The organism is Amphibiibacter pelophylacis, assembly GCF_037688875.1.
GTDB lineage: Bacteria > Pseudomonadota > Gammaproteobacteria > Burkholderiales > Burkholderiaceae_C > Amphibiibacter > Amphibiibacter pelophylacis.
In genome coordinates this window covers 150,870-169,026 of record NZ_JAWDIE010000002.1, presented here as the reverse complement: position 1 = coordinate 169,026, position 18,157 = coordinate 150,870, and the positions used below count along the sequence as shown (strand labels likewise).

Here is an 18,157-nt window from a genome sequence, read left to right as displayed (position 1 = left end):
TATAAATGCGAATTGATCAACTCCCGGAAGCGCTCGAAAAAATTGCGTTAAGCATTCAACTGGTAACCAGCAAAAAAATTGATTATGTAATTACTGATGCGGTTGAGGCGGATAAATTTCCTGATCAGATTGATCAAATCTTAGGTGATGACAGGAATGGTCTCTATGTTTTCTTTTCTCCGGTTGACGGGAAGATTCATTACGTGGGAATATCAAATGATGTTGTCAGCCGATTTTATAAGCATATTAGCGGCGGATTTTCTTGGGCAAGGAATGGAAATCCTGCAAAATTTCCTGATTGTTCATTGATTCGCGAGAGAGAGTGGCTCGACAGCGAGGTCCGAGAACTTTTCACGAATGCGAAATTTCAGGTTAAATTTGTTATCCCCACAGAAAAAGCAGTCAAAGAACTTCTGGAGAGTTATTTGATTTATTATGCATCGGATTCAGGCGGAAAAATCTCCATCAATGTGATGAAATGACATGAGCGATAGCCCGTTTGGAAAAAGCTTCAGCAACTTGCAGCGACGTGATGAAATGAACCGCACTCAATCCGGTGTGAGGGTTTGCTGTGCCTCCAGCCACGCAGCTCTTGAGGCATTACAGCGTGAAATCGAACGCGGTCTTGCCAGCGGTCCAAGCGTGGCGTGGAATGCAGCAGACCTCAAAGCCAAAGCGCGGGCTAGGCGTACTTCAGGGTCAATCAATCCATAGTTCGGTTAGATTCGCTCCCATGAACCACACCCTCACCCTCACCCTCGCCGATACGCCCGACGACGACATCCGCACGGCCATTCTTGCGCCGCTGGTCGCGCACAACGAGAGCCAGTCCGGGCCCAGCCACGGGCGGGCGTTGAGCGTCGAGGTGTGCGATGAATCAGGCGCGGTGACGGGCGGTCTGTGGGGCTACGCGTGCTTGTGTGAGCGGCCCGATGACCCGGTAGCCGATCCCCACCTTTTCAGGCGCAAAAGCTCACCGGCTCGCGTTCAGCGGAAAATCGATGATCAGGCTCCAGGGCGGCACGTCCGGGTGGATGACCACGGGCTGCAGCAGGTGGATGTGGCCGTCCCGGTCGACGAACTGGTCGGTGCGGCCCTGGCGGATGGCTTGCAGCGCCTCGGGCGGCAGTTCGGTGGCGCGCTGGCCCAGGCGTCTGTCGTCGGGGTGGGTGGCGTACACGCCGCCGTTGGAGACCAGCATCATCTGCCCGCCCATGGGCGGGACGACCTGCGCGATGCGGCGGCTTAGGCGGTCCAGCGGGTAGTCGGCGCTCACTGCCCCCTTGAACACGCCGTCCACGACGATGGGCGCGACCAGCGAGGCCATCAGCACCTGTTCGCCGTTGACGGGATAGAGATAAGGCTCGGTCAGCAGCACCTTGCCGGTTTTCTTCGGAATGTCGTACCAGTCGTTGGCACCGGGCGCGTCCTGGAAGACGATGGGCTCGGCGGTGAACTCGGTACTGCCCATGGCCTTGCGCGACCAGTAAGGCATGAAGCGGCCGGTGGCGTCGTAAAGCGGGGCCTGGCCTGCGAACTCGGCGTCGCGGCCGTCCAGCGCGTTGGGCTCGAAGGTGACAGCGCCACCGACAAAATCCGGCACGCTGGCCAGGGTGTCGCGCACCTGCGGGTTGAGTTCGTCGCGCGATGGCGGCGTGCCCCGGGCCAGCTGCCGGGAGAGGCTGTCGGCCAGGCGCGAGACCACGTCCAGGTGCAGGCTGATGCGCGCGCCCAGCGTGCTGGCGGTTTCACCCGCCTGGACCTGGCCCTGGGCGATGGCGGCGGTGTCAGCCGTGCCGCTGTGCGTCATGCTGGAGACGGCGGCGGCCACCACCAGGCCGAACGCCAGCAGCAGCGCAGTCACCATGGGAATGCGCGGGCTGGCGACGCCGGGGCCTTCGTCTGCGCTGTGGCTCACGGTGAGGGACGGGCTGATGTAGGTATGGGGCTGCGGCTCGATCTGGGGCGGTGGTGCAGGTTGCAGCAGCCGGGCCATGAACAGCGCTGCCGCGCCGGTTTCGGCCGCGGCGTCTTCAGGCTCTGACGTTCTGGGCTGGGACATGACGGGCCGTGAAGCGGGGGTGAAGGGGTGGAAATATCTCCCTCTTTTATCGGCAGCCGGGGGTGCTGACTTGAGCCCATATCCCCCTCAGACAGCGGCCTGGACCACCCACTGCACCTGATCGGCGCCGCGAAACTCGTCCAGCGCCAGCTGGTAAGCCAGCGCCACGGTGTCGGGCACCGGGTCGGTGTGGCCAAACCAGATGGCGTTGTAGATGCCCGCTGCCGCGCTGGCACCGCTGCTGCTGTCCAGAGCCCTCACGCGCAGGCGGGTGTGGCGCCCGCCAACCAGGCGCTGCTCCAGCACCTGAACGCGATCGCAGAAGACCGGGGCCTCGAAGCCCTGGCCCCAGACCGGATCGCGCAGCAGGCGGGCGGTCTGCGCGGTCTGCGCGCTGGCGGGCAGCGGGCCGTCGGTCAGCAGCGTGCGCTGCAGGGTTTCGGGCGTCAGCCAGGCGCGCGTCACCGCGGTGAACAGGCGCTCGAAAGCCGGGAAATCGCCCGCGCGCAGCGTGCAGCCGGCCGCCATGGCGTGGCCGCCAAAGCGCACCAGCAGGTCGGGCGCCTGCTTGCTGATCCAGTCCAGAGCATCGCGCAGGTGCAGCCCGGCGATCGAGCGCCCCGAGCCCTTGAGCAGCCCGTCCTGCCCCGGCGCAAACACGAAGACCGGCCGATGAAGCTGGTCCTTGAGCCGCCCGGCCACGATGCCGACCACGCCCTCGTGGAAGCTGTCGTCAAACAGCGCCAGACCTGCAGCGCTGGCGCCGTCCTGCCCATCGCCTTGGCCCTCGTGCAGCGCGCGCTGCGCCAGGCGCAGCACCTGGCTTTCGGCCAGATCGCGCATGTTCGATTCCACCCCCCGGCGCTCGCGGTTGATCTGGTCGAGCTGCTCGGCCAGACGCGTGGCCTCAGCCTCATTGGCGGTGGCCAGGCACTGGATGCCGATGCGCATGTCGGCCAGGCGCCCGGCGGCATTGATGCGCGGCCCCACCGCAAAGCCCAGATCGCTGGCACAGGCCCGCGCCGGATCGCGCCCGGCAGCGACAAACAGCGCGCGCACGCCGGGGCTGAGCCGCCCGCTGCGCATGCGCTGCAAGCCCTGCGCGACCAGGCGGCGGTTGTTGGCGTCCAGGCGGACCACATCCGCCACCGTGCCCAGCGCGACCAGGTCCAGCAGGTCGTCCAGACGCGGCTGGCCCTGCGGGTAATGCCCGCTGTCGCGCAGGGCGGCGCGCGTGGCCATCAGCACATAAAACATCACGCCGACCCCGGCCAGGTGCTTGCTGGCAAAGCCGCAGTCCGGCTGGTTGGGGTTGACCACGGCGTCGGCGTCAGGCAGCACAGGCTGGCCGTCGATGACTGCGGGCAGGTGGTGATCGGTGATCAGCACCTTCAGGCCGCGCTCGCGGGCGCAGCGCACGCCGTCCAGGCTGGCGATGCCGTTGTCCACCGTCAGCAGCAGGCGCGTGCCGGGCGGGATGAGATCGACGATGGTCGGCGTCAGGCCGTATCCGTGCACCTGACGGTCGGGCACGATGAAATCCAGCCGATCCGGCGCCAGACCCAGCAGCGCCAGGCCGCGCAGGGCGACGGCGCAGGCGCTGGCGCCATCGCAATCGTAATCGGCAACGATGGTGGTGGGCCACTGCTCGCGCACCGCCTGGGCCAGCAGGCGGCTTGCGGCGTCCATGCCGCGCAGCGTGCCGGGCGGCAGCAGGTGGGCCAGCGCGGGGTCCAGCTCCTGCGGGTCGCGCACGCCGCGCGCGGCATACAGGCGCGCCAGCAGCGGCGGCACGCCAGCCTGTTCCAGCGCGAAGGCGGCACGCGGCGGCACGTCGCGGGGGCGCAGCTTCAGGGCGGCGCTCATGCGACGTCGTCCAGGCGGGTCAGCACGGCGGCCAGCGCGCCGGGCTGGCTGCTGCGGGCGATGCGGCGCTGCTGCTGCCAGCGCGCCAGTACATTCCAGGCCGCAGCGGGCGGCGTGGGCCGCCAGGTGCGCCAGGCGCGCTGGCTGCACAGGGTCAGGGCGGTCAGGCCACCGCTGGCCACGCGGGCTTCAACCGCGCTCCAGGCCTGCGCCCAGGCGGCAATGTCGCCCGCCAGCGCGGCCCGCGCCAGGACATCGTCCAGTCGGGGTGGGTCTGCCGGGGCGCCAGTGCCCTGCGTCCACAGCGTGCCATCGCCGCTGCCGCTGAACCACAGGGTGTTGACGGGCGGCGAGCCCGCGCGCTCCAGCGCGTCGTGGGCGGGGTGGGTGTAGAGCAGCATCTGCGCCTCGGCCTGCAGGCGGCGCAGGCGGCGCAGCAGGGCGCGGGCGTCGTCGCCCAGATCGGCATCCTGGGGCAGCCAGGCCTGCACGTCCTGGCCCAGCACGCGGTCCAGCGCCGCCAGCGGCAGTTCGGCCAGCAGCGGGTGGCGCACATACCAGCGCCCGGCCTGGCCCCAGAGCAGCTCCAGCGGCGAGTCGCTGGCCTCATCGGCGAACAGCGGCGCCAGCGCCTCGAAGAGGCGGCGCGATACGGTCTCGTCCCAGGCCGGTGCCGCAGGCAGGGCCAGCACCGTGCTGCGCTGGCCCACCTGCCAGTGGCAGGGCGTCGCCAGCGCCCAGTGCGCAGCGTTGGCGGGGGTGACGGCCAGGCCGTCCTGCGCGGCCCAGTACGCGGCCATGGGCACACGGCCGTCGGGGCAGGGCGGGGCGCTGGTGCAAGCCTTGCGCGTCGCGGCCTGCGCCAGGGCGTGCTCGTGCGGCGGGTTCAGGCTGCGCAGCGGGTCCTCGCCGGGGGCGCTCAGGCGCGGCCCGGCGGTCCAGTCGGCCAGCAGACGATTCAGATGCGGTGTGGCGGGCAGGGCGGGAAGACGCGCTGGGGCTTCGTCAAAAGGCCAGGCCCAGGGGAGGATGAGATGCATGGCCCGCATTATCGCCAGGGTGAGGGGCGGCGTGCGCGGCGGGGGCGCGGGCTTCCAGGGTAGCATCGCGCCATGTCAAAAATCCCCTATGAATGGCTGATCGGCTGGCGCTACACCCGCGCCGGGCGGGCCTCGGGCCGCAACGGCTTTATCAGTTTTATTTCGCTGGTGTCGGTCATCGGTATTGCGCTGGGCGTGGCCGCACTGATTATCGTGCTGTCGGTGATGAACGGCTTCCAGAAGGAAGTCCGCGACCGCATGCTGGCCGTGGTGCCGCACGTCGAGATCCAGCAGGCCCAAGGCCAGGGCCTGACGCAGGCCGACCGCCTGACGCAGCTGGTGCGGCAGAACCCCGACGTGATCGGCACGGCGCCTTTTGTGTCCAGCCAGGTGCTGCTGGCGCGGGCCGACGCCATGCGCGGGGCGCTCCTGCGCGGCATCAACCCGGCGCAGGAGGCGCAGGTGTCCGACCTGGCGCGGCGCATTCCCAAAGAGCTGGCGACGCTGACGCCCGGCAGCTGGCACATCCTGCTGGGCCGCGAGCTGGCCGCCAGCCTGGACGCCCGCGTGGGCGATCAGGTGACGGTGCTGACGCCTTCGGGCCAGGTGACGCCGGCCGGGGTGGTGCCGCGCCTCAAGCAGATGACGGTGACGGGCATTCTGGACACCGGCCACTTTGAATATGACAGCGCGCTGGCCTGGATCGCCATCGACGACGCCCAGCGCCTGATGCGCCTGAGCGGCCCGGGCGGGCTGCAGTTGCGCCTGAAGCAGCCGCAGGACGCGCCGACGGCGGTGTGGCAGCTCAGCCGCAGCCTGCAGGGCCAGCTCAGCGACGAGCTGCGCATCAGCGACTGGACGCAGACCAACCGCCAGTGGTACGACGCCGTGCGCATCGAAAAGCGCATGATGGGCATCATCCTGACCCTGATCGTCGCCGTCGCCGCCTTCAACCTGGTCTCGACCCTGGTGATGACGGTGACCGACAAGCGCAGCGACATCGCCATCCTGCGCACCCTGGGCGCCAGCCCGCGCTCGGTGATGGGGATTTTTCTGGTCCAGGGCTCGCTGGCCGGCATCATGGGCACGCTGGGTGGCCTGCTGCTGGGGCTGGTGGTGGCCTTCAACATTGGCGCCATCGTCAATGCGCTGGAATCGCTCTTTCACGTCAGCTTCCTGCCCGCCAGCATCTACCTGATCAGCCACATGCCCAGCGATCCGCAGGCCGGCGACATCGTCCCCATCGTGCTGATTTCGCTGGCGCTGGCCTTCCTGGCCACGCTTTACCCGAGCTGGCAGGCCAGCCGCGTGCGTCCTGCGGAGGCCCTGCGCTATGAATGATTTCCACACAGACGCGGCCGTGACCGCCGCCCGCACAGGGCCGGTGCTGGTGGCCGAAGGCGTGGGCAAGGTGTTCCGCGACGTGGCGGGCGGCAGCGAGGGCCTGCGCGTGCTGGACCAGGTCTCGCTGCAGGTTCAGGCCGCGCAGACGCTGGCGATTGTGGGCAGTTCTGGCTCGGGCAAATCGACGCTTTTGCACGTGCTGGGCGGCCTGGACGAACCCAGCAGCGGCCGTGTGACGCTGATGGGCCGCGATTTCGCCACAATGTCGCTGGCCGAACAGGGCCGCTGGCGCAACCGCCACCTGGGCTTTGTCTACCAGTTCCACCACCTGCTGCCCGAGTTCACCGCGCTGGACAACGTGATGATGCCGCTGCGCATCGCCCGCATGGATCCGCAAGAAGCCGCCCAGCGCGCACTGGCCCTGCTGGACCGCGTGGGCCTGAAAGCGCGGGCGGAGCACCAGCCCGCGCAGCTCTCGGGTGGCGAGCGCCAGCGCGTGGCCATCGCCCGCGCCCTGGTGACGCAACCGGCCTGCGTGCTGGCCGACGAGCCCACCGGCAACCTGGACGCGCGCACCGCCGACAGCGTCTTTGCCCTGATGCTGGAGCTGGCCCGCGACCACGGCACGGCCTTTGTGCTGGTCACCCACGACACCGCCCTGGCGCAGCGCTGCGACCGCGCCCTGCGCCTGACGCTGGGCGTGCTGCAGGACGATGCAGCCGTCTGAGCGCGCGTCAGAGCCCGGCCCCGTGCGCTGGCTGGACAGCCACGCCCACCTGGACGCCGCCGAGTTCGACCCCGACCGCGCCGCCGTTCTGCAGCGCGCAGCGGCGGCGGGCGTGGCCGGGGTGCTGATTCCGGCGGTGCATCCCGGGCATTGGGATGATCTGGTCGCTGCTGCTTCGGCCCCGGTAAGCTATCCTGGCGCGCAGCCTATCCTTGCGCTGGCGCTGGGCGTCCACCCGATGTACGTGGATGAAGCCAGCGCGCCTGCGCTGGGCGTCCTGGCAGCACGCTGGACGGCGCAGACGCTGCCGCCCTGTGTCGTGGCGGTGGGCGAGTGCGGTCTGGATGGCTTTGTGCCCGCGCCCACGCTGGTGCAGCAGCAGCCGGTGCTGGAGCGCCAGATTCGTCTGGCCAAAGCCTGGTCGCTGCCGCTGGTGCTGCACAGCCGACACGCGGTGGACGCGGTCGCGGCCCTGCTGCGCCGGGCGCACTTTGGCGGTGGCGGCATTGCCCATGCGTTTGCGGGCAGCTGGCAGCAGGCCTGCGCACTGCTTGATCTGGGCCTGAAGCTGGGCCTGGGCGGCGCGATGACGCACGACCGCGCCCAGCGCCTGCAAGGCATCGCGCGGCGCTTGCCGCCAGACGCTTTCGTGCTGGAAACCGACGCGCCCGACATGGCGCCCGCCTGGCTGCGCACGCCCGGCCAGCCGCCCGCGCGCAACGACAGCAGCGAGCTGCCGCGCATCGCCGCGCTGCTGGCGCAGTGGCGCGGCGTGGCGCTGCCCGACCTGGCCGCGCAGGTCTGGGACAACACCCTGGCCGCGCTGCCCCGCAGCCGCGCGCTGTGGGGATCTTATTCAGAGAGGATGTGATGGCTTTTCGTGCCCCCTCGGGGTCGCCCCCCGAATTGGCCTGGCGCCAGCGCCGCGACACCCGATCCAAAAGTGGTTCTTCCGGGGGCCCTGCGCTGCCCGAAGTCAGCCTGTCGGAAATCAACGGCGTGCGTTATCTGCACCTGGGCACGCCCTGGGTGCAGGGCGCCATGCGCATCCGCCAGCCGCTGGTGCTCGAGCTGGAATACATCCAGCGCATGATGCTGTGGCTGCTGTGGCGCGATGATCTGGAGGCGCAGCTCGCCGCGCCAGAATCTGATCCGGTCACGTCCTCCAGCCCGGCAGCTGACCCCCCCGGCCACGCTCTGCTGGAGCCGCCGGGCACGCCCTGGCGCGTGGTCCAGCTGGGCCTGGGTGCGGGCGCCCTGACGCGCTTTGCCGCGCAGCGGCTGCAGGCACGCACGCTGGCTGTGGAGCTGAACCCGGCCGTGATCGCCGCCAACCGCCGCCACTTCGCGCTGCCGGAAGACGGCGCAACGCTGCGCGTGGTCCACGCCGATGCCGCCGCCTGGCTGGCTGCGGCGCCGCCGGCCAGCGTCGAGGCGCTGCAGGTTGATCTTTACGACCACGAGGCCGCTGCGCCGGTGCTGGACAGCTTCGAGTTCTACCGCGCCTGCCGCCGCGTGCTGGTGCCGGGTGGGGGGATGTGCGTCAACCTCTTCGGCCGCGACAGCGCCTTTGACCGCAGCATGACCCAGATGGCGCTGGCCTTTGGCCCTGAAAACCTGGGTCATCTGCCCCCGACTCTCGAGGGCAACACGGTGGCCTTTGCCTACAATGGTCTGGATCAGCCCCTGCCCTGGGACGCCGCCGTGATGCGCGACCGGGCCAGCCAGATCGAGGCCCTGCTGGGCCTGCCCGCGCCGCGCTGGGTGCGCGCCTGGCGGCCGTGGGAGGCGCCGCGCTGATCCGCCTCCCTTCTTTTCCACTTGTCTGAAGCCCGCCCCGCACCATGACCGATACCGCCACCGCCGCCCCAGCGCCGCCCGCCATGGGCTTCGAGCCGCGCGGGCGGCTGGACTGGACGCAGCTGCTGCGCTGGCTGGAAGAAGACGGCTGGCTGGACGCGAATCAGGCGCAGAACCTGGTGACGCGCCTGGCCGCCGCGCCCAGCCGCCAGCACGCGCTGGTGCGTCTGGGCCTGATGGGCTGGATTCACCCCGCCAGCGGCCGCGCGGTGGACGTGGACGCGCTGACCGAATGGCTGGCGGGGCGCACGGGCCTGCCTTTCCTGCGCATTGATCCGCTGAAGGTGGATGTCGGCCGCGTCGCCGAGGTGATGTCGGCCAGCTACGCCGTCAGCCGGGGCGTGCTGCCGGTGAAGGTCGATGCCAGCGACGTGACCATCGCCACCAGCGAGCCCTACGACCGCGACTGGGTGGGCGCGATCGAGCAGCACACGCGCCGCCGCGTGCATCTGGTGCTGTCCAGCCCGGTCGATATTGCGCGCTACACCACCGAGTTCTACGCCCTGGCCAAATCCATGCGCTCGGCCACGCGCAAGGCCGACGCGGTCAGCGGCATCAACAACTTCGAGCAGCTGGTCGAACTGGGTCGTGCCAGCCGCAAACTGGACGCCAACGACGAGGGCGTGGTCCAGGTGGTCGAGTGGCTGTGGCAGTACGCCTTCGAGCAGCGCGCCAGCGACATCCACCTGGAGCCGCGCCGGGAGATGGGCATCATCCGCTTTCGCATCGATGGCGTGCTGCACACCGTCTACCAGGTGCCGCTGTCGGTGATGGCGGCGATGACCTCGCGCATCAAGCTGCTGGGCCGCATGGACGTGGTCGAAAAGCGCCGTCCGCTCGATGGCCGCATCAAGACGCGCCAGCCCGATGGCCCCAGTGGCCCGGGCGGCGAGGTCGAAATGCGCCTCTCGACGCTGCCCACGGCCTTCGGCGAGAAAATGGTCATGCGCATTTTCGACCCGGAAACCACGCGCAAGAGCATCGCCTCGCTGGGATTTGGCGGGCGCGAGGAAGCGCGCTGGCGCGATCTGATCTCGCGCCACCACGGCATCATCCTGGTCACCGGCCCGACGGGTTCGGGCAAAACCAGCACGCTGTATGCCACGCTGCGCGCGCTGGCCACCGACGAGGTCAACGTCAGCACGCTGGAAGACCCCATCGAGATGGTCGTCTCCAGCTTCAACCAGACGCAGGTGCAGCCTGCGCTGGATCTGGGCTTTGCCGAAGGGCTGCGGGCGCTGCTGCGCCAGGATCCGGACATCATCATGGTGGGCGAGATCCGCGATCTGGAAACCGCCGAAATGGCGATCCAGTCGGCGCTCACCGGCCACCTGGTGTTCTCGACCCTGCACACCAACGACGCGCCCTCGGCGCTGACGCGGCTGTCCGACCTGGGCGTGCCGCACTACCTGATCCAGGCGGCAGTGATCGGCGTGCTGGCCCAGCGCCTGGTGCGCACCTTGTGTCCGCACTGCAAACAGCCCGACGACAGCGTCACGTCTGAAACGCTGGCGCCGCTGGTCCGCCCCTGGACCTGGAAGGGTGACATTGCCGCCTGCAAACCCGTCGGCTGCCTGGAATGCCGCCAGACCGGCTACAAAGGCCGCGTCGGTCTCTACGAGCTGCTGTCGATTGGCGAGCCCGAAAAGGCCAGCATCCAGCGCGAACTCGACATCACCGCGCTGCGCCGCACCGCCGCCAAAGGCGGCATGCAGACCCTGCGCCTGGCCGGCTGCCACAAGGTCGCCCAGGGGCAGACCACGCTGGAAGAGGTGCTGAGATGCACGCCGGGGTGGGAGGGCTAGGCGCAGAGCCTCAGCCCAGCTCAGGCAGCGGAATGTTCTGCAGCAGCGGGGGGTGGCGCTGGCGGCTTTGGGTGCGGGTCACGCGCACGCGGTTGCGCCCGGCGGTTTTGGCGCGGTACAGGGCCTCGTCGGCGTAGCGGATGATGTCGGCCCAGGCCTCGTTCTTGCCGCCGGCGACGCCAAAGCTGGCGGTCACGCGCAGCGCCTGACCGTCGCTGGTGACGATGGTCTGGTTCTGCACCGCGCGGCGCAGCTTGCGCGCCACGATGGCTGCTTCGGCCAGGCTGTTGCCCTGGATGAGCACGGCAAATTCTTCGCCGCCAAAGCGCGCCACGCAGTCGTTGTCGCGCACCGTGCGGCGCATCAGCGCCGCCACTTCGCGCAGCACCTGGTCGCCCACCGGGTGGCCGTAGCGGTCGTTGATGGCCTTGAAGTGGTCGATGTCGACCAGGATCAGGTGGGGCACGTCGCTGCTGCGCACGCTCAGCGAAGCCTTGAAACCCAGCTCGTCCAGGTTGCGCCGGTTGACCAGGCCCGTCAGGCCGTCGGTGATGGCCAGTTTTTCGAACTGCCGCGTCAGCGTGGACCACTCGGCCAGCTTGCCCGCCACCGCGTCGATGGCGGCGTAGAGCCGCTGCAGCTCGCGCACCTGGCCCTGAATGGGCATGGGCTGGCTGGGCAGCTGGTTTTCCGACAGGTCGATGATGACTTTGGCGCCGTGCAGCAGCGGCTGGACCACACGCCGCCGCATGACGATCAGCAGCACCGACATCGATCCCACCAGCAGCGTGGCGATGAGTGCGGTGGCCAGCAGCTCGATCAGCGCCTGGTCCTGGCGGTGATTGAATTTGTCCACTACGGCGGCCAGATTCTGATTGCGCAGTGTTTCCAGCGGTTTCATGGCGGCCACATACTGCGCCGTGAAGGATTCGGCATCCAGCGCCATCGCGCTCAGTTCTCCGCCATCCCGCAGCTGGCGCTCGACCAGCGCCAGGCCCTGCACCATATACACCTGCCGCGCAATTTCATAATGCTGCGCCAGAGACAGGTTGCGGTCGGCCGAACCGCCAATATCGCCGACATAAGCGGGCAGAAGCGTCCACAGCGTCTGGATGCGCGCCATGGTTTCGCGGCTGTTGATCTGATTCTCCAGCGGCATGTTTTCTTTCATGCTGATCGGGGCAATCAGATAAGATCCTAAACGCCCGGCATATTCGCGCAGGCCACTCAGCGTCATATTGCGGATGGCCACTGAAGCAATCGCCGGATCGCTCTGGATCATATGACGGCTCTGCCACAGCACGACGCGCTGGTAATTGTCCCAGGCCAGAAACATGGCGTTGATGGCCATCTGCACGTCGCGGTAAGCCAGCTGCTCGCGGGGCCGCAGCGACGCGGCCAGAACGCGCCGCCGCCCCTGGTCAAGCTGCTCGGTGACGCGGTCCAGCAGATCGCGCGGCAGGGTGCGCGTCAGGCTGGCGGTTTTCAAAGCGGCATCGGTGCGCGCCTGCGCGTTGTGCCACTTCAGCAGCAGCGATTCGTAGCGCGAGGGCTCGGCGGTCATCAGCACATTGGCGGGCCCGCGCTCGGCCGAAATCGCATTGGCGGCCTCCAGGATCGCTGCAAACTGGCGCACCTGGGTCGCGTTGTTGCGGGCCAGATCATAGGTCTGGCCGGTTTTGGCGACCCCTCCTGCAGCCAGCAGCAGGGTGCACAGCACGGCGACCAGGCCAAAAGGCCACAGCACCTGATGCAGACTTTTGCTGCTGAGCGGGGGAGAAACAGACTTCATGATGTGTGGGACAGCGCAGCTCGGGCGAACCGGGCCTCCCGTTCTGGCCTCTGAAATAATCCTTCTAAATTAACCCGATCTCTGGCGGCGCATGTGCGGGTAAAGCGGGTTTTAGTCCGGCCATTAGCCCGGATGGTTTTTGTGCAATTTGTCACGATACCCGGCGCAAGGGCCTCAAGTGGCCCTAAATAATGCGCTTTTCCGGATTTGCCCGGTGGCGCAGACTGCCTAGACTCCAGACAGACCCATTCTGGAGAGATAACCATGCGCATGACCCCGAAGGCCATTCAGATCTGTCGTCCCGTTGCTGTCTGTCTGACCCTGGGCGCCAGCAGCCCGCTGCTGCTGGCCCAGTCGGTGCCGGACGCCGGCTCGCTGACCCAGCAGACCGAGCGGGACCGCCAGCCCGCCGCTCCTGCCCGCGTGGCGCCGGCCGCGCCGCAGCCGCAGGCCCAGCCTTCCGTTTCGGGCGAGCTGCCCGCGCAGGTCACCGTCAAGGCCTTCCAGTTCACGGGCAACACGCTGCTGCCGGCCGAACTGCTGCAGGAGCGCGTGCGCCCCTGGGTGGGCCAGACCCTGGATCTGGAGGGACTGAAAGCCGTGACCGCCGCCGTCAGCGACGCCTACCGCGAAGGCGGCTGGGTGGTGCGCGTGCTGCTGCCCGCGCAGGACATCACCGGCGGCACCGTGACGCTGCAGGTGGTCGAGGCCCAGGTGGGGCAGCTGCGTCTGCAGGGCGAATCGCGCGCCTCGGCGCAGCAGGTCGAGCAGACCGTGCGCCGCGCCGGGGTCGTTCCCGGCCAGCCCCTGAACGCCGGGGCGCTGGACCGTGGCCTGCGCATCGCCAGCGATCTGGCCGGTGTCGCGGTCAGCGGCGTGCTGGGCGCGGGCGAGAAACCCGGCCAGACCGACGTGACCCTGCGCATGACGCCCGAGCCGCTGCTGTATGGCAGTGTGGGCGTGGACAACCAGGGCACGCGCTCGACCGGACCGCTGCGCCTGCAGGCCCAGGTCGGTCTGGCCAGCCCGCTGGGCCGTGGCGAGACCTTCAGCCTGCGCCTGCTGCACGCCGAAGGGCTGAACTACTTCAGCGGCGCGGCGCAGTTTCCGCTGGGCACGGACGGCCTGCGCCTGGGCGCCAACCTGTCCTGGCTGGGCTACCGCCTGATCACGCCGGAGTTCGCCAGCCTGGCCGCCAGCGGCAGCTCGCGCAGCGCGGGCCTGAACCTGGTTTACCCGCTGCTGCGCTCGGCCCGCAGCAATGTCTATCTGCAGGGCGGTTTCGAGCGTCGCAACTACGACAACACGGCCAACGGCAACAGCACGGGCTATGGCGTCAATGCCGCCAGCGTGGGCCTGAGTGGCGACCGTGTCGTGGACGCAGGCAGCGGCGGCATCACCAGCTGGAGCGCCACCCTGGTTTCGGCCGACGTGCAGCGCGAAGCCACATCGGGCGTTGCCGGGCGCTCGACCAAGCTGCGCTACGACATCAGCCACCAGCAGAATCTGGGCGGCAGCTTCTCGCTTTACGGCAGCCTGCGCGGCCAGTGGGCCGACAGCGCGCAGGATTCGTCCGAGCGCTTTTATGCGGGCGGCCCGCAGGGCGTTCGTGCTTACCCCAGCGGCGAAGGCGGCGGCAAAGATGGCCAGCTCCTGCAGCTGGAAGCGCGCGCAGCGCTGCCCTGGAACCTGACGGCCTCGGTCTTTTACGACCGCGCCCTGCTCAACCGCGATCCCAGCGACAGCCCGACGGGCGGTAGCGCCACGTATCAGGGTGCCGGGGTGGGCCTGACCTGGTACGGTCCCAAAGGGATCAGCGCCACCGCCACCTGGGCGCGCCGCGTCGGCAGCAACCCGCTGCCTGCGCTGGACGGCCGCGACCAGGACGGGACGCTGCGCAAGAGCCGGGTCTGGCTGTCGCTGAATGCCGCGTTCTGACGGTTAATCCGGCGCTTCATGGCCGTTTAAGCGGCCGACCCGTCTTCCAGACGGGATCGCCGGGTCAAACGAAATTCGGGTACCCGGCATCTCTGGTGGATGCCGGGTATTTTTTATGCGTGACTCGAGGAAATAAGGCACTGGGCCGCGTACTCCCGTGCCAAACCACTGATGAATAAAACCTACCGCACCGTCTGGAATGAATCCACCCAAAGCTGGGTTGCGGTTCAGGAATGCGCTCGCGGTCGGGGGAAAACCCGCTCCAGCCGCACGCTGGATTTGCGCAGCCTGATCCTCGGCAGCCTGCTGGCGCCCGCCGCCGGTTTTGCGCAAAGTCTGCCGCCCCCCGCGCCCACGCAGCTGCCCACGGGCGGCCAGGTCGCCGCAGGCCAGGCCAGCATCGCGCAGCAGCGCGCGGCCATGACCATAGCCCAGGCCAGCCAGCGCGCCGTGATCGACTGGCAGGGCTTTGATGTCGGTCGCGATGCGACGGTCAACTTCCAGCAGCCCAGCGCCAGCGCGGTCACCTTGAACCGCGTGCAAGGTGTTGATCCCAGCCAGATTTACGGCCAGATTAAAGCCAACGGACAGGTCTACCTGAGCAACCCGGCGGGCGTTTACTTTTCGCCGACCGCGAGTGTGAATGTCGGCGGCATTGTGGCCACGACGCGCACAGCGGATTCCGACGCTTTCATGGCGGGCAAAGACCCGTTCGCTGGCCGCGCGGACGGGGCAAATGGCGGCGCAGTCGTCAACGAAGGCCAGATCGTGGCTCCGGCAGGCAGCATCACGCTGCAGGGCGACAGCGTGGTCAACACCGGTACGCTGGACGCCAGCAGCCTGGTGAACAAAGGCGGCAAGATTGTTCTTGAAGCCGATCATATTGCCCTGAAAGCAGGCAGCCAGATCAAAGCCGATGGCGCCTCGGGCGGAGGCACCGTGTATGTGGGCGGCGGCTGGCAGGGCGCGGGCGAGATGCGCCAGGCCAGCAGCGTCGATATGGACAAAGGTGCCAGCATCAGCGCCAACGCCACGCAAAACGGCGATGGCGGCGAGGTGGTGCTGTGGAGCGATGTGCACAAGGCGGGCGGGAAAACCATTGCTCAAGGAAATGTGCAGGCCAAAGCGGCGGGCGCGGGTCAAGGCGGGCGTATTGAAACCTCCGGTCACGACGTTGATTTTTCCGGCTTCCGCGCCGAAACCCGGTCTGAACAGGGTTCCGGCGGGGAATGGCTGATCGACCCGGTCAATATCACCATCGACGGAACCCGCGCTGGCGATATCGCCAGCAATCTGTCCAGCAACGGCACGGTGACCGTGACCACAGCGGGTGCGGGTACGGATGCGGGCGATCTGACCGTCGCCAAGAAGGCTGACATTACCTACAGCGGCAGCAATGCAGCTACGCTGAATCTCACCGCTGACAGCAACGTCATAATCAGTTCAAATATTGTCAGCACGGGTGGTGCTCTAAATATTAATGTGAATGCCAATAAAGGCATCACTCAGTCTGAAGAAGCTAAGGTTTTAACCCGGGGCGGATCTGTCAACTACATCAGCAATGCCAGTAGTAATGGCACTGCCGACGTGCCTGATGGATTCATCCGGATGAATGCGAATAGCCTCATTGATAGTGGTGGGGGCAATGTGCTTTTTAGTGGCGCAAAGGATCCAGCAGCATATTATGCCTATCGGAGAGGGGGCGGGACAGGCAGTGATGATGTAGCGGCCAATGCTGTAGGCGCTATTGTTCTGGCGAACGCGGATATACGTGCAGGCACGGGTAACGTAACCCTTCGAGGCTATATTCACCCAACAGGCGGTACAGGATTTCTGAACAACGGCGTGACTTTGCTCAGCGATTCGGGCAATCATGGCGTGAGCGGCAAAGATATTCTTATTAATTCGCTGTCTGATACGCAAAATGGCAGCACGGCGATTACCAGAAACCGAGGCACTTTTATTGGTGCTCGTGGCAGCGCGACGCAATCTGTTCAAGCGGTTGGCAATTTGACAATATTTGGTACTGGATCATCGTTTATAGGATCGTTTAACCACGGTATTGAAATCAGCCAGGCTGCGCTTCAAGCGGGTGGCGCTATTAGCCTGAGTGGTGTTGCCAAGAATTATAATAACAACTATGGCATTTATATATCCAGCCCAGAGGGAAAACCCTCCACGCTTACATCAGGCACTGGAATGTCCTTGAAAGGTCAATTCCCTGCTGTCCTCGCAGGCATGCAAGATAATTCAGCCATTAAAATTGAATCGGCAAATATCACAAATACCACCAGCGGTAAAATTCAGTTTATTGGTGCATTTCCCGGTGCGGCAAATAATGTTAAATCCATCTGGTTATCGCCTGGCGATGGTCAAGAGGTTAATATTTCAAACCTTGCGCCAAACCCGGCAACCTCGGGCATAGATTTAATTGCTGGCGTGGAAGCTCCACCAAATGCAATTACCACCGGTTCAAATACCAGCGGCATCCGCATGGATGGAGCAGGTCGCATAAAAATTCAAACCGATAATGGTGGGCCGATTTTGCTGACCTCAACACTCAATGGGGGCGGCGCGACTTCCGTGCCAGTATCCATTGATTCGACACTTGCCTCCGTTGTTATCGGTGATGCCGATAGCGGCAATATTACTATTGCGGGGAAAAATTATAATGCCGGTGGTAATGATATTAATATAAAGAGGGCTGATATCGGAGGCGCTGGTTATTCGGGGAAAATCACTATAACGGCAGATAATTTTGATTTTTCTAATGCTGTATCGCTGCGCTCAACGGGTTTTTTGGAAATACTTCCATTCAATGCTGGTGTAAGCTGGAATTTGCAAGGCTGGGGTGCTACTGGTGGTTTTAATTTTGCGGGTGGAAATATTAATGGTAGTAATGCCGTAGTCGAGGATGGATTTGGCCGAATCAGCTTTGGTCGTTCAGATGGTACTGGAGCGCTGAATGTAAACGGTGCAGTCAATTTTCTAGACCCGGTGCAGTTGCTGGCTGGGTCTGGCAATATCGGGCTGAATGGCGCCTTGAGTATGAATGGCAACGCGCTTCGCCTGACTACAAGCGGAACAGTCACCCAAGCGGTTGCGCAGAATCTGCCAAAGCTTATTTTGGAGGGTGGCGGTACGTTTAATCTGAATGATGTGGGCAACGATCTTGGGACTGTTGCGGCGACTGGGGTGAGAAATACCACTTTGCGCGACAGCAACGGTCTGACGATTGGCGAAGTGACAGATGCACTGGGAACTGTTACCGGCCTCAGCAGTTCAGGCATCGTTGATATTGCGACGCAAGCAGGCAATCTGGTTCTGGATAGATCAGTAGGCACAAGCAATACCACTGCGACTGCGCTTACTCTGAATGCTGGCCTGGGCAGCGCTGCGGGGGCGGCTTCCGGGGGTGATCTGGTGATTAACCCGGGTGCTTCGGTCACTGTGGGGACAGGTGGAACGGCCACGCTGTATACCGGCAGCCTGGCGGGTAGCTCCAGCGCTGCGTCTTTGGTGGCAGGCAAAGGGGTCGGCCGGTTTCGTTATGGCAGCGATGAGGCTGGCAAGAATTTCAGCACAGCCCTGTCGTCTGGCCTGAACCTGGTTTATCGCGAACGCCCGACGGCCACATGGGCAGTAAATTCTAGCCATATTATCTATGGCACGACCTTTGCCCCGACCGGCAGCTGGAGCGGAGTTGTCAATGGGGATATTGCC

11 protein-coding genes and 1 pseudogene are annotated in these 18,157 nt (G+C 65.9%); 8 read left to right on the top strand and 4 right to left on the bottom strand.

From position 1 onward, the window contains the following. The first annotated feature begins 5 nt into the window (after positions 1-5). The gene (locus tag RV045_RS01960; protein ID WP_423234072.1) at positions 6-482 is read left to right on the top strand and encodes a GIY-YIG nuclease family protein; all 477 of its coding nucleotides are present in this window, start codon (positions 6-8) and stop codon (positions 480-482) included. Positions 483-973: 491 nt separating this feature from the next. On the opposite strand, the gene RV045_RS01955 is transcribed toward RV045_RS01960, so the two are convergent. The 3 genes from RV045_RS01955 to RV045_RS01945 all read right to left on the bottom strand — a co-directional run bounded on the left by RV045_RS01955 (position 974) and on the right by RV045_RS01945 (position 4,968). Beyond that, a complete protein-coding gene (locus RV045_RS01955) occupies positions 974-2,062 on the bottom strand; it encodes a cache domain-containing protein (protein WP_423234071.1) in 1,089 nt (362 codons plus the stop codon). Between the two features lie 87 nt (positions 2,063-2,149). After that, positions 2,150-3,928: a single-stranded-DNA-specific exonuclease RecJ gene (locus tag RV045_RS01950; RefSeq protein WP_423234070.1), complete on the bottom strand. Its 1,779-nt coding sequence runs from the start codon at positions 3,926-3,928 to the stop codon at positions 2,150-2,152. Further along, complete coding sequence (locus tag RV045_RS01945; protein WP_423234069.1) at positions 3,925-4,968, bottom strand: hypothetical protein; 1,044 nt, start codon at positions 4,966-4,968, stop codon at positions 3,925-3,927. Before RV045_RS01945 ends, RV045_RS01950 begins: the two co-directional genes overlap by 4 nt. A gap of 72 nt (positions 4,969-5,040) precedes the next feature. Between RV045_RS01945 and RV045_RS01940 the strand changes: the two genes are divergently transcribed. The 5 genes from RV045_RS01940 to RV045_RS01920 are packed head-to-tail and all read left to right on the top strand — an operon-like array spanning position 5,041 to position 10,704. Continuing rightward, positions 5,041-6,309: a lipoprotein-releasing ABC transporter permease subunit gene (locus RV045_RS01940; protein ID WP_423234068.1), complete on the top strand. Its 1,269-nt coding sequence runs from the start codon at positions 5,041-5,043 to the stop codon at positions 6,307-6,309. Then, complete coding sequence (lolD, locus tag RV045_RS01935; RefSeq protein WP_423234067.1) at positions 6,302-7,039, top strand: lipoprotein-releasing ABC transporter ATP-binding protein LolD; 738 nt, start codon at positions 6,302-6,304, stop codon at positions 7,037-7,039. The genes RV045_RS01940 and lolD overlap by 8 nt, the downstream gene beginning before the upstream one ends. Then, entirely contained in the window at positions 7,026-7,910 is an 885-nt protein-coding gene (locus RV045_RS01930; protein ID WP_423234066.1) for a TatD family hydrolase, read from the top strand. Before lolD ends, RV045_RS01930 begins: the two co-directional genes overlap by 14 nt. After that, on the top strand, positions 7,910-8,839 hold the full coding sequence (locus tag RV045_RS01925; RefSeq protein ID WP_423234065.1) for a methyltransferase domain-containing protein: 930 nt from the start codon (positions 7,910-7,912) through the stop codon (positions 8,837-8,839). The genes RV045_RS01930 and RV045_RS01925 overlap by 1 nt, the downstream gene beginning before the upstream one ends. A 44-nt stretch (positions 8,840-8,883) precedes the next feature. Beyond that, a complete protein-coding gene (locus tag RV045_RS01920) occupies positions 8,884-10,704 on the top strand; it encodes a GspE/PulE family protein (RefSeq protein ID WP_423234064.1) in 1,821 nt (606 codons plus the stop codon). Between the two features lie 10 nt (positions 10,705-10,714). Here RV045_RS01920 and RV045_RS01915 read toward each other — a convergent pair whose 3' ends face one another. Next, positions 10,715-12,496 (bottom strand): GGDEF domain-containing protein, encoded by a 1,782-nt coding sequence (locus RV045_RS01915; protein WP_423234063.1) that lies wholly within the window; start codon positions 12,494-12,496, stop codon positions 10,715-10,717. A 264-nt stretch (positions 12,497-12,760) separates the two neighbouring features. Between RV045_RS01915 and RV045_RS01910 the strand changes: the two genes are divergently transcribed. Both RV045_RS01910 and RV045_RS01905 read left to right on the top strand, forming a co-directional pair. Further along, positions 12,761-14,434, top strand: coding sequence for a ShlB/FhaC/HecB family hemolysin secretion/activation protein (locus tag RV045_RS01910; RefSeq protein ID WP_423234062.1), 1,674 nt, complete (start codon positions 12,761-12,763; stop codon positions 14,432-14,434). Positions 14,435-14,605: 171 nt separating this feature from the next. Next, a pseudogene (locus RV045_RS01905) lies at positions 14,606-15,403 on the top strand (two-partner secretion domain-containing protein); the annotation flags it as partial. Positions 15,404-18,157 lie beyond the last annotated feature (2,754 nt).